This window comes from Rhizobium anhuiense, from assembly GCF_003985145.1.
GTDB lineage: Bacteria > Pseudomonadota > Alphaproteobacteria > Rhizobiales > Rhizobiaceae > Rhizobium > Rhizobium anhuiense.
The window spans coordinates 41,325-54,385 of the sequence record NZ_ML133546.1; the positions used below are offsets into that span (position 1 = coordinate 41,325).

Annotated in this window: 9 protein-coding genes and 1 tRNA gene; 7 read left to right on the plus strand and 3 right to left on the minus strand. The window is 57.9% G+C overall.

Annotation, left to right across the window (positions count from 1 at the left end):
- Position 1: 1 nt before the first annotated feature.
- On the minus strand, positions 2 to 1,024 hold the full coding sequence (locus EEQ99_RS33440) for a UDP-glucuronic acid decarboxylase family protein (protein WP_028756233.1): 1,023 nt from the start codon (positions 1,022 to 1,024) through the stop codon (positions 2 to 4).
- Between the two features lie 388 nt (positions 1,025 to 1,412).
- Here EEQ99_RS33440 and EEQ99_RS33445 point away from each other — a divergent pair, with 388 nt between their 5' ends.
- The gene (locus EEQ99_RS33445) at positions 1,413 to 1,733 is read left to right on the plus strand and encodes a hypothetical protein (protein WP_028756234.1); all 321 of its coding nucleotides are present in this window, start codon (positions 1,413 to 1,415) and stop codon (positions 1,731 to 1,733) included.
- A 15-nt stretch (positions 1,734 to 1,748) separates the two neighbouring features.
- Here EEQ99_RS33445 and EEQ99_RS33450 read toward each other — a convergent pair whose 3' ends face one another.
- The gene (locus EEQ99_RS33450) at positions 1,749 to 2,531 is read right to left on the minus strand and encodes a helix-turn-helix transcriptional regulator (RefSeq protein WP_127431877.1); all 783 of its coding nucleotides are present in this window, start codon (positions 2,529 to 2,531) and stop codon (positions 1,749 to 1,751) included.
- Between the two features lie 834 nt (positions 2,532 to 3,365).
- Between EEQ99_RS33450 and EEQ99_RS33455 the strand changes: the two genes are divergently transcribed.
- The 6 genes from EEQ99_RS33455 to EEQ99_RS33480 all read left to right on the plus strand — a co-directional run bounded on the left by EEQ99_RS33455 (position 3,366) and on the right by EEQ99_RS33480 (position 12,752).
- Positions 3,366 to 4,334: a fibrinogen-binding protein gene (locus EEQ99_RS33455; protein WP_127431878.1), complete on the plus strand. Its 969-nt coding sequence runs from the start codon at positions 3,366 to 3,368 to the stop codon at positions 4,332 to 4,334.
- Positions 4,335 to 4,480: 146 nt separating this feature from the next.
- Complete coding sequence (locus EEQ99_RS33460) at positions 4,481 to 6,520, plus strand: hypothetical protein (RefSeq protein ID WP_127431879.1); 2,040 nt, start codon at positions 4,481 to 4,483, stop codon at positions 6,518 to 6,520.
- A 25-nt stretch (positions 6,521 to 6,545) separates the two neighbouring features.
- Positions 6,546 to 8,858: a type I secretion system permease/ATPase gene (locus tag EEQ99_RS33465; RefSeq protein WP_127431880.1), complete on the plus strand. Its 2,313-nt coding sequence runs from the start codon at positions 6,546 to 6,548 to the stop codon at positions 8,856 to 8,858.
- A 5-nt stretch (positions 8,859 to 8,863) separates the two neighbouring features.
- Positions 8,864 to 10,213, plus strand: coding sequence for an HlyD family type I secretion periplasmic adaptor subunit (locus EEQ99_RS33470; protein ID WP_127431881.1), 1,350 nt, complete (start codon positions 8,864 to 8,866; stop codon positions 10,211 to 10,213).
- 125 nt (positions 10,214 to 10,338) lie between these two features.
- The gene (locus EEQ99_RS33475) at positions 10,339 to 10,830 is read left to right on the plus strand and encodes a hypothetical protein (protein ID WP_028756241.1); all 492 of its coding nucleotides are present in this window, start codon (positions 10,339 to 10,341) and stop codon (positions 10,828 to 10,830) included.
- Between the two features lie 269 nt (positions 10,831 to 11,099).
- Positions 11,100 to 12,752 carry a GNAT family N-acetyltransferase gene (locus EEQ99_RS33480; RefSeq protein ID WP_127431882.1) on the plus strand — a complete coding sequence of 551 codons (1,653 nt, stop codon included), beginning with the start codon at positions 11,100 to 11,102 and terminating at the stop codon, positions 12,750 to 12,752.
- Between the two features lie 183 nt (positions 12,753 to 12,935).
- On the opposite strand, the gene EEQ99_RS33485 is transcribed toward EEQ99_RS33480, so the two are convergent.
- Positions 12,936 to 13,012: transfer RNA gene (locus EEQ99_RS33485), tRNA-Met, on the minus strand.
- Positions 13,013 to 13,061: the final 49 nt, after the last annotated feature.

The following is a 13,061-nucleotide window of genomic DNA, read 5'->3' on the forward strand; positions in this document are numbered from 1 at the left end:
CTCATACGATCTCCGCCTTCTCTGTGCCCGCCAGCAGTCCGTCGAAATAGTCGACGCTGCGAGCCAGACCGGTTTCGAGCCCGATGCGGGGCTGCCAGTCCAGCTCTGCCATGGCCCGGGAAATATCCGGCCGCCGCTGACGAGGGTCGTCGGCGACCGCAGGCAGGTGGACGATCCGCGAACGGGAATTCGTCAGGTCCCGAATGATTTCCGCCAGGCGGCGAACGGTGATTTCGGTCGGGTTGCCGAGGTTGATCGGACCGTTGCAGGCGCTGCCGGCAGCCGAAAAACGCAGGAAACCCTCGATAAGATCATCGACATAGCAGAAAGAACGGGTCTGCTCGCCATCGCCATAGATCGTCAGGTCGGCATTGCGCAGGGCCTGCACGATGAAATTGGAAACAACCCGCCCGTCGTCCAGGCGCATGCGTGGTCCGTAGGTGTTGAAGATGCGGCCAACCTTGATGTCGACGCCGTAAGTCCTGTGATAGTCGAAGAACAGGGTTTCGGCACTGCGCTTGCCTTCGTCGTAGCAGCCGCGCGGCCCGATCGGGTTGACGTTGCCGCAATAGGATTCGTGCTGCGGGCTGTGGGTCGGGTCGCCATAGACCTCCGACGTCGACGACTGAACGACGATCGCACCGGTCTTTCGCGCACAGTCCAGGGTGTTGACCGCACCGAGCACGTTGGTGAGCAGCGTTCCCACAGGATCCCGCTGATAATCCGGCGGAGAGGCGGGAGAGGCGAAATTGAAGATGAGTGACGCGTCGATATCGAAGGGCTGGCGAACATCGTGCTCGACGATGTGGAAGCGGCTATTCGATAGAAGGTGATCGACATTCACACGGCGGCCGGTCGAAAAATTATCAAGGCATATGACCTTGTGGCCGCGCTGCAGAAGCCTTTCGCAGAGATGAGAGCCGAGGAAGCCGGCCCCACCATTCACAAGGACGGTGCGCGCGCCTTGGGGCACCGGCATGCCTGACACTTGAGAATAGCCGTCGTTGGGAACGAAACTACGCATTACAAACTCCTTCCCATGTTTTTAGTCTTTTGATTTGGGTATGCCCTTCATATCTCCCTTATCCGCCTTGATATTCATTATTATGACTATCAAATTTGAATAACTTTCTGAGTTATTCTTCGGATAACTGAATTAGTATTTCAATGATAAGTCTATTGCCGACAAGGTCAACTTTAAAAATCCTAGATATCCAAAATAATTACGCAAATATTCTTCAAAGTAACAATTGATTAATCACTCCGGACACTTTTCCGCCGCAACGCCCATCATCCATTGCTTAAGCTTCACGCAATGAAACTAATATAGAACGGACGGCGTGCAGCTTGGCCGCGCTTGACCGCACGGCCGGTCTTGCATCGGGGAGCGCGATATGCGAGGGGTTTTGGCCATGTTGAAAAAGCAAGATGTAGCGCAGCTGAAAGGCTGGCGTCTTCGCTCGACAATGTTTGTCTGGGGAATGGCGCTTCTAGCGACCGGGCCGACGGCCTGTACGGCCGTCGATGACGATATCGCCGTCGTCGCGAAAAAGAATGTCGTCGTGGTCGAGGCACCGCGTGTCTCGAAGGCCTATGCTTATCCGGCAAGCCGGACCGAGCGCCGGGCTGCGGCAACGGTTCGCACCGTCGCCTATCACGGCTCAGCGCCTTATATCTGCTCTCCGAGCGGCTTCGGACAGAAGTCGCGCTGCTTTGCGCGTCCTTCGATCTGAAATAAAACCATTAGATCAATTGCGCCACCGGCCGGACATGTCGTCTTCGCCGACGGGATGCTCATTGAAGAAGCGCGATGCCGCTTCGGTGCGGTTTCGGACGTTCATCTTCTTGTAGATGTTGCGGACGTGAACCTTCACGGTGTTTTCGGAAAGATGCAGCTTGTCGGCGATGATCTTGTTCTGCGTCCCCTTGCAAATGAGGTCCAGGATCTGAACCTCCCGGGTTGTCAAAGCGGAGATGCTGTCGCGTCTCAGCTTGAGCGCATTGCTGCGCGCCACATCGACCGATTTTGTCTGATAGAGCGAAGGTTCCAGCTGGGCATTCTTGTTGGTCAGACGATTGAGAAGCGCTGACGGAAAATGTTCGCCGCCCTTCATCAGCAGATCCACCGCGGCCATGAAGACATCGAGCCGGAGATTGAGCGGCAGGACACCATCGATGATCCGCGCCTCGACCAGTCGGCTGACATAGGGTTCGAGCATGTCGATCGCTTCAACGACGAGCCCGATTGAGGTTTCGGGGTGGTTTTCGCGGGCAGCCTGCAGCGCTTCATGAAGCTCCGGGGCGGGTATATGGTAAAATAAAACGAGCTTTATATCGCTGGTGTCTTTTTCCAGCATCGGATTTGTACTCGCTATACTTGTCACTTCACAGTTCGGAAATTTTTTTGCGAGTGCCTCTACCATGCACTCTGAAAACAGATCCGCCCTGGCCACCACTAGTATAGTATTTCCGGACGAACCCAACTTCCTTCCCTGGTCCGCATTCTCCATTCCTGAGCCTGTCATGAACATATACGCCTCCCCTAGCGTTACACTTTACTCAAACGTGGAGCGATGGCGGGTATTAAATAGTATGAAATGCCGGCCCCTGATGTCACCGCTTTATTTTTTAGACATTTCTTAATTATGTTAATACGGATTGAGAAGGAAGGAAATGGCCCAAAGTGATTAGTTTTCGCGGACGAAAAACGATACGTTACAATGCTTTGGTTGTATTTTCACTGCGATAGATACTTCAAGGTTATATTTGTCGTGACTATAGATGATCGACTGAATGTAATATTTCAGTACAAATTGTCATATTTTCGTCATGCGGGGATGCACCGGGATGAGGCAGAGACGTGTCGAAAGTCGGCTCTCAACCCAGCCGCGAATGCCGGGCGTCCCGCATTCCAGCTGCTCAGCAACATCGATTCCGACAAGGTCTTAATGCTCCCGCGACGGGGTTATCCGGACGTGGCAGATCCGCCTTAGCCCGAATTGATATCTATCGGATCCGCATTTTTTCCACCAATCTGTGGTCGTCGTCCAAGTGGTGACATGGAAGAGCTATGTATCTGCATGCCTTTTTGATGCATGACTTCCATTTATGGCAACTCAACTAAAAGAAAACCTGAATACTCCTTATCCTCTTCAGGATATGGAGTCGGATATGTGCGGCATTGTACTGAGTACGTGCGTTCCCAATACTATCGATTTGATCAACAAGTCGCGACAAACCCGCAGATGACTAGTATCGAATACATCTGCCGATGTTCACCGCATCGGAGCGAGCGCGAGCAAAATCCCATTTGAGATGAGAGGGATTTCGAAAAGCTGCTCCGGTTTTTTTCTGGAGTAACTGCAATGTCTGACGACTATAAGCCCCCGAAATCTTCGGGCGACGAAACCGAAATCACGAAGGTCGGGGCTCTGGCCGACGGCTTTGCAAACAGTGCTGTCAATTCAACTGAAGTCGACGACGGCTCGACCGGTTATGTCGGCGTCGCCAATGGCGACAATCGCGACAATACGGACAACAGCGTCGACGTTAAGGCCGAAATCTCCGCCAGCAATGGCGACAACCGCGACAACGACTATGACTGGAGCTACAAGTCCGACGACGATACGAGCGTCAAGACCACGACGATCACCGACACCGACACCAAAACCGATTACGACTGGAGCTATGACAGCAAGTCGTACAGCGACAACGACACCGACACCAAGACGATCACGGATACCGACACGAAAACCGTGACCGACACCGATATCAAGACCATCACGGATACGGATACCAAGACGGTCTCCGACAGCAACAACACCTCCGACAGCTTCAACAAGACGGACACCGACTTCGCCGTGATCGAGGACGTCAAGGACTTCGACAACCTCGGCGTTGCCGGCCACGACCTCACCTTCAATCTCGGCGACGACTTCTCCTTCACGCTCGACGTCGACAGCATCCTGAACAATTCGCTGTCCGGCGAGGGCAATGACAGCGGCTTCAGTGCCGTCCAGGCAAACCATCTGGCCGACCAGGACCAGGCCTGGAACATCAAGATGGACAATGGCGGCGCCGACAACCACCTGAAGGCGGACGCCGGTCACGCCGACAGTGCCGAAGGCATTGAGATGGACGGCAAGGGCTGGGACCTCAAGGCGGGCGACGATGCCAGCGGCTCGAGCACGGCCGATGCTTCGGCAGTCCTTGCCAATTCCGGCTTCCACCTCGAGCTCGTTCAGGGTGCGAACCTGCTCAGCAATACAGTCGACTCCAGCGTCATCGGCGGCAATTCTCATGTCTCCGACGTCGGCGAGGATACCGGCACCTGACACTGACCTCCAACGACCAAGACGAACTGCACCGGCTCCGGCCGGTGCAGTTTGACTGCTTGAAAACGGTTTGACGACCACACCACGGCTCCCAACGAGGGGCGCCTGATAAGGCCGATCGTCATTTCGAATGGGAGGGCCGAACCATGCATATCGAGAAGATTTCGGAAATCATTGCGCATTTCATCGGTGTCTTCGAGATGACGATCGACGAGATGAGGTTGCGCACCAATTATGCCGAAGGGGCAGGACCCGGCGCGGATGGACCGGCTCTGCCGGATCAGGATGCCTTTACCGCCGCCTTTTCTTCCGATTTCCAGCTCAAGGACTACGATCCGGGCGTCATTTACCAAAGCGGCAGTTACGAGATCGAATATGGTCCGACGCGACATGTGGGCCGCGTCCTCGAAGAAAGCCTTGAGAAGCTGGCGGCGATCGCCGCAAAGGACATCCCGCTACCGCATTTCGGCGATCCTACGGATATCGTGCTGTCGGATGAGCCGGAACTGACCGTCTTTGCCGGGCCTGGCTCGGCTATCAGCCATGTCCTTCAGGTCAACGTTCTCTACGACGACGACTATCTCGACATGACGAATGGCATCCATGCGCCTCGCGACACGAGTTTCGTCATCGAACGGCTCGCGGATTTCAGCGCCAAGGCCGAGATCTTCACGCCTTTTTCGAGCCTGCACCGGATTGATACCTATGATGGCGCGCTGAAGATTGCCGAGGATATCGAAACCTATATCCAGAATGCCCAGAATACCGAGGACAGCGGAACAACCTCGCTCAGCACCGACCCGACGCATCATTTCGTCACCACCGATCTGGTGGGCGACGACCCCATCATCTATGTCAATGGCGAACGTCAAGCCGACATCCCCGTCCTCGACGACTTCCTGCCCGACCGCGGTCTCGCCAAGCTCCAGGAAGAAGCTGACGACAGCAATTCATCCGTCGAGCAGACAGATCCCAGCGGCAACAGCCTTGATGTGACCGCCGGCGCAAATTTCGTGGTCAACATCGCCTCGGTGATCAATACCGGCGTCATCACCTCGGTCACCGCTGTCATGGGCAATTACCACCAGATCGACGCGGTCTCCCAGGCCTTCGTCTACAGCGATAATGACGAGATCGCCTCGACGCTGCGCTCATCCGGCCATTCGGCCGAGGAGGCGGGAACGATCGCCAAGAATATCGCCGTCTTCGAAAACAGCACTTTCGCAGCATCGAGCCACGCCGACACCGATGCTGCCGACCCGACATTCCCGAACAGCTGGCGCGTCAACGTCATCGACGGCGACGTCTCCTTCGTACAGTGGATCGAGCAGTATCACTTCATCAGCGACAACGACACGATGACGGTCACCACCTCGGGATCCGAAGCCACGGTTCTGACGGGTGGCAATACCTCCATCAACTTATCCTCCTTTTTCGGGATGGGCATGCAGTATGACCTGGTGATCATCGGCGGCAATGTGCTCGACATCAACAGCATCACGCAGATCTCGCTGCTCTACGACAATGACTGGGTGCGGGCGGAAGACGGCGTCGATCCGGGCGCCGACATCCAGACCGGCAACAACCTGATCTGGAATTTCGCCTCGATCCACAATGTCGGGACGGGCACCCCGTTCGAGGCCATGCCGGACTATATGATCGAAGCGCAGAAGGCGATCGAAGATCGCGATCCCAATATGCCGGAGGGGCTGTCGTTCGATGTGAATTTTCAGGGATATGCCGGCCTCAACGTGCTCTACATCACCGGCAATCTCTACGACATGACGATCATAAAGCAGGTGAGCATCCTCGGCGATTCCGACGATGTGACCCAGGCGGCGGCGACGCTCCTCGGCAACAATCCCGATGCGACGGTGACGATCGACACTGGCAGCAATGCGGTCATCAACATCGCCGAGATCGTCGACTACGACAGTTTCGGCCAGACCACCTATCTGGCAGGCCAGCTCTATTCAGACGCCATCCTCATTCAAGGCGGGCTGGTGGAGCATGATGCGACGCAGCCGCAGTCAGCCGACGACAGGCTCGCCAACGAAGTCATCGCCTTTCTCGATGACGACGATCCCACGGGCGGCTGTTCCGCCGATGGCGTCATCAATGCCGGGCATGATCTTTCATGGTCGTCGGCGCACCCCGCCGACGTAATGCAAGCCATGGTCGCGTGACCTTAAGTATTGCAAGGGAACCACGATGAACCAGATTTCGAAACAAGTTTTTGCAGCAGGCAGCGCTCTCGATCTGAGGTCGGGCAATATTCCCTCCGCTGCCCCTTCGGAAACGGCGCCGGCCAATCTGTGCATCTCTGCGATCGACGAGGCGGTCGAGAACCTTCGCAGGCTCAGCGGCGCCGCTGCTTCATCGACCGAAGGCGGCAAGAAGACGGCCGAAGTTGCAGTACGCGAGGCTGCCGCTATGGCGCGCGAAGACACAGCGCCGCCACCCCCTGCGCAAAAGGTGGTGATGCCGGAAGCCTCGCCGAAACCTTCGGCCGCGGAAACGGCGCCTTTCGCCGGGGTGGTGCGGGCCCCGGCCACAGCAAAACCGGCGGAAGCGCCCGCCCAACCGCAGATCGAAGCGCGGGCGGCGCCTGAACTGCCGAAAGAGACGACCGAGCTCAAATCGAACCCGACGATGCCCTTCGGCAAGACGATCGAAGGCGAGGGCGGTCCGATCAGCGAGAATGACAGACGGCTGCGCACCGGCGGCGGCGGAACCGGCAAGGATTCCGATCCCGGTGGCGGCGCGGGCGGGGGCGGGGGAAGTGGCGGCGGTTTTCACAAGCGCAGTGAGCCTGTGAATTTCGCCGCCAGCCTCTCGCGCGGCATGGCGGCGGTCCGACGCAACATGGCTGTGGTCATGATGTTCACGATCGCCATCAACGTGCTTCTGTTGGCGATCCCGCTCTATCTCTTCCAGATATCCGACCGGGTGCTGACCAGCCGCTCCATCGACACGCTCGTCATGCTTTCGATCGCCGTGCTCGGCGCCGTGCTGCTGCAGGCCTTCATGGATTCGGTGCGGCGCTTCATCCTGATGCGCACCGCGGTGGAGCTCGAAGTACAGCTCGGCGCGCCGATCCTCAGCGCTGCGGCGAGGGCGTCGCTGCATGGCAGCGGCAAGGATTATCAGACGCTGCAGGACCTGCAGCTGCTGCGCGGCTTCGTGACGTCAGGCACGCTGATCGCATTTCTCGATGCGCCGCTGATGCCGTTCTTCGTGGTCGTCGTCTATTTCGTGCATCCGCATCTCGGCATCATCATCATGGTCTGCTGTGCGGTGCTTTTTTTCATCGCCTATCTCAATCAGAAATTCACCGCCCGGCAATTCGCCGAATCCAACGGCTATCTCAGCCGGGCGAATTTCCATCTCGATTCCATGTCGCGCAATTCGCAAATCATCAACGCCATGGCGATGATCCCCGAGGCGGTGAAGATGTGGGGCCGGGAAACGGCGGGCTCGCTGAAATCGCAAGTCGAGGCTCAGGACCGCAACATTATCTTCTCGGGCATATCGAAGGCCTGCCGCATGATTACCCAGGTTACCCTGCTCGGCTGGGGCGCGCATCTGTCGCTCGCCGGAGAATTGACGGGCGGCATGGTGATTGCGGCCTCGATCATTTCGGGACGCGCGCTGGCGCCGATCGAAGGCGCCATCGAAGGCTGGCACCAGTTCAACCGGTCGGCAGCCGCCTATGGCAGGATCAAGGGACTGCTGTTGAACTCTCCCTTGAACTTCCCGCGCCTGCGCCTTCCCAATCCGGAAGGCCGGCTCGATGTCGAGCGCATTCTCTTCGTGCCGCCGCCACAGAAGAAGGTCATTCTCAACGGCATCTCCTTCTCGCTCAGGAAGGGGGAATCGCTTGCGATCATCGGCAATTCCGGATCGGGCAAGACGACGCTCGGCAAGATGCTCGTCGGCTCGATCGTTCCGACATCGGGAAATGTGCGCCTCGATCTGATGGATCTGCGCAACTGGGATCAGCGTCAGTTCGGCGAAAGCATCGGCTACCTGCCGCAGGACGTGCAGCTCTTTCCCGGTACGATCAAAGCCAATATCTGCCGCATGCGCGACGACGTCGACGATCATCAGATCTACGAGGCAGCAGTGCTCGCCGACGTGCACGAGCTCATCGCAAGCTTCCCGCAGGGCTATGAAACCATCGTGGCGGCAGACGGCGCTCCGCTTTCGGGCGGCCAGAAGCAGCGCATCGCGCTTGCCCGCGCCTTCTTCGGCAATCCCAAATTCGTCGTTCTCGACGAGCCGAATTCGAACCTCGATACCCAGGGCGAGGCAGCGCTTGCCAAGGCGCTGATCCACGCCAAGAAGCAGGGCATCACCACGGTCACCATCACCCAGCGCCCCGCCCTTCTCCAATGCGTCGACAAGATCCTCGTGCTCAAGGAGGGCACTGTCGCCATGTTCGGGGAAAGGATCGAGGTGCTGCAGGCGCTTTCCAAGAACAACGGCAATAACGGTCAACAAGCACCGCGTATCGAAGGGTGAACGACATGGGACGCAAAAATCGGGAGACATCAGGCCCGGCGCAACTCGAATGGTATAGCGACGTGCCGCGCTCGATCCGCGTGCACTGCATCGTCGGCCTGACGGTTCTCTTCACCTCGTTCGGCGGGTTCGGCTTCTGGGCTGCGACGGCACCGCTTGCCTCGGCCGTCATTGCCCAGGCGAGCTTCGTTGCGACCGGCAACAACAAGATCGTCCAGCATCTGGAAGGCGGCATTATCAAGGAGATGCGCGTCAGCGAGGGCGACACGGTGAAGGAAGGCGACGTCCTGCTGACCCTCGACCCGACAGCATCCCGCTCGAACGAACGGATGCTGCAGCTTCGGCGCCTGCGCCTGGAAGCCGTCGTCGCAAGGCTCCGTGCCGAAGCGCAGGGCCTGCGGGAATTCCAGGTTCCCGATATCGTCATGAAGGAAGCAAGCGATCCAGACATCAACGCGATCATCCAGAGCCAGAACGTCGTCTTCCACAGCAAGCAGATCAAGCTCGAAGAGCAGCTCAATCTGATCGAGAAAAACATCAAGTCGCTGGAATACCGGTTCGGCGGCTATAAAGGCCAACGCGAATCCTTCGAGAGACAATTGGCGCTGCTGACCGAGGAACGCGATTCCAAGGCGCGACTGGTCAAGGTCGGCTATATGCGCAAGACGGATCTCCTGGCAATCGAACGGGCGATCGCCGATGCGATGGGCGATATTTCTCGCCTGAACGGCGAGCTCAACGAGAGCGAGGCGGAGATCGCCAAATTCCGCCAGGAAGCCATCATCGCCGTCAACTCCAACAAACAGGCGGCACTCGATGCGCTCGAAACCGCCGAATCCGATCTGGACAGCGTGCGCGAACAGATGCGCGAGGCTGCCGGCGTGCTCGAACGCACCACCATCCGCTCACCGGTGACGGGCACAGTGGTGCGCTCCTATTTTCATACCGCCGGCGGCGTCATCACGACCGGCAAGCCGATCATGGAAATCCTGCCGGCGCATGTGCCGCTGATCCTGGAGGCGCAGGTGCTGCGTACCTCCATCGATCAGCTGCACGAGGGAGAAACGGCCTCGATCCGCCTGACGGCGCTCAACCGGCGCACGACGCCGGTGCTGCAAGGCAGGGTCTTCTACGTTTCGGCCGACTCGATCGAGGAAAGTTCCGGGGTCTCGGTCAAGGACGTCTATATCGTCCGCGTCGAAATACCCGATTCCGAGATTTCCCGGGTGCACAATTTCCATCCCGTTCCCGGCATGCCAGCAGAAGTGCTGATCCAGACGTCGGAACGCACCTTTTTCGAATATCTGAGCAAACCAATCACCGACAGCATGTCACGGGCTTTCAAGGAACGCTGATCACTCGCAATCAGGCAGGGAGCGGTCCGGCAATATGACGGCCTCGTCCATTGTTCTGATATAATGTCGGCACGTATCATCCCCTTGGGGATGGGTCGTCCCCTCAGGGGGAGAAAGGGTAGAGCATGGCGGCGATGTCCGATGTCCTGTTGCGGGTCGGCCGCCTGAACTATGTCTGGACGAATACCGAAAGCCTGCTGATCTACATCATCGCCCATCTTCTCCGGGTCGAAAAGGATGCGGCGATCGTGGTGTTCCTGACGCTCAATACGACGCGCGCCCGGATCGATCTCATCGAACGGCTTGCCAAGCTCGCTTCGACCTCAGCTTCCGACCGGAAGGCGATCCTTTCAGCCATGTCGCGGCTGAAGAAGGAATCCAAGACACGCAACAAATACAATCACTGCATCTATTCCTTCGACGAAAAGGGAGAGATCTCCAGCACGCAGCTGATGCGGCTGGTCGAGGACGACAAGGAGATCCGCTATGGCAAGATCGAGCAGATGGACGCGCGCGAGCTCGACCTTCTGGAAAAGTCGATCGCCGAAATCGTCGCCATCAGCCGGACGCTCTGGGCCTTCATCCATGCGAGCCCGAGGATCGCCGGCGAGCTCTGAGTAACTCTTACGAGTATCTCTTTCCAAAACCGTTGCACACTTTCGGGCGAGATAGATTGAAGCGTCGCATTCGACAGGGGCATCGCGCTCTATGTCTTTGAATTGATATGTGATCTTTACTGAAAACCGACTTCGATTTTGGGTTAAGCGCCGGCTCAGGACTAATCATATTTAAGCCCTGCAAATCATCCGGACGGTTTATTTGAAGATCGGTGTTTCCCATTAGAATGAAACCTCCCGAGTGACGTATGGGGTATTGGGGGGCGGACATGCGCATAGATGTTATCGACACTATTGCCGGGTTCGAGTCGCTACGCGACAACTGGGATCGGGTCTTCATGGAAGATCCCGACGCGCAGCATTTCCTCTCCTGGATCTGGCTGAAGAATTATCTCTCACGCCGGCGCCGCTGGTTCATCCTTGCCCTTCGCGAGCGCGATCCCGCAGCACCTTATGTCGCCTTCTTTCCGCTGCGCCTCATCACCCATCTGAACGAGAAGACCGGGCTCTTCTACGACGAAATCATAATGGCCGGGAATTTTGCGGCCGATTACACCGGCTTCATCGTCAGGCCGGATTACGAGCATCATGCCATTGCCGGTTTTGCTTCGTTTATCAAACATCAGAACTGGACCGATCTGAAGATCGAATATTTCAGCGGCCCAGCGGGCCGGCGTGAGAAGATGATCGAGGCGCTGCAAGGGCCGGAGGTGATGTTTCGCGACAGCTCGCCGATGAACAGCGAGAACATCGACAACACGATCTGCCCGATCGTCCCGCTGCCGGCAAGCTTCGACGATTATCTCGAACAGCGCATGAGCAGCCAGACACGCCAGAAGCTCCGGCGGTTCCTGCGCAAGGTCGAAGGCGACGATATCTACCGGATCACCATGGCAACCCCCGAGACCATCGATCGCGACCTCAACATCCTCTTCAATCTCTGGCGGATCAAATGGAGCGCCCGCAAGGGTGCGGAGCGGACCGAGCGGCTAATCGTCACCACGCGCGAGATGCTGATGGACTGCTTCAACAGCGGCAATCTCGACGTGCCGGTCTTGTGGTACGGCGACCAGCCGCTCGGCGCGCTGGCGAATATCGTCGACCGACAGAAGAAGGCCATCCTCTTCTATATCACCGGCCGCGACGAGAACTGGAAGACGCCGTCTCCCGGCCTTATCCTGCATGGCTACTGCATCCGGCGGGCGATCGAGGACGGTTTCAAGACCTATGACTTCCTGCGCGGAAACGAACCTTACAAATATATGTTCGGGGTAGAGGAACGGCGGATCAGTTGCACCCTGTTCCGCACCCGCAACGGCCAGAACCTGCATGGCGTGCTCAACCCGCGCAGCATTCGCTTCGTCTATGAACAGGCGCTCGATATGTACCGCAACGGCGCCCGCGGTAAGGCGGAGATTGCCTTCAACCAGGTCCTGCAATCGGCTCCCGGCCATACCGGCGCGGAATTCGGCCTTGCCAATCTGCTGTTCGACCGCGGCAAGCTGACGGAGGCACTGACTGCCTACAACGCGCTCACCGAGCGAGCGCCCGATCCGACACCGATCCAGATGCGGCTTGGCGACACGCAGCTTGCCCTGCATCAATATGACCAGGCCGCAGAGACTTTCCGCCAGGTCGGCGAGATCGGGCCGCATCTCATCCAGGCGCATTACAAGCGTGGCATCGCCCTTACTGCCAGCAGACGGCTGGCTGAAGCAGAAGCCGTCTTCGCTGCGATCCAGGGAGTGCATTCGGACGATCCGGCCGCACTGGATTATGCCGCCAAGGCAAGTGCGGCGCTTGAACGCATTCGCGAATGTGCCGAGCCGGCGGCCCGCAAGACGGACATCGTGCCGGAAACCATCGCCCGCTGGAACCGGGGACGGCAGCTCAGCGAACGACGCCGACCGCGTCTGCATTGAGGACTTTTTGCCATGGTGCGGAAAGGCGGTCCGACAGTTCCGGCACGACACATTTTCCGTTTCCACGCTGCCATGGGCTCTGGGGCGAGTGCTGAAGCCTTGGCTTAATTCCATCTGGAAACGCCAAAAGCCCGCACGAGGCGGGCTTTTTGTATCAGTGTGTATGGCGGTCTATGTGGGATTTGGTTGCGGGGGCAGGATTTGAACCTGCGGCCTTCAGGTTATGAGCCTGACGAGCTACCGGGCTGCTCCACCCCGCGAGATATAATTTAACACAAAAGGCCGCTTTATGGGCGGCCCTTTTGTCTC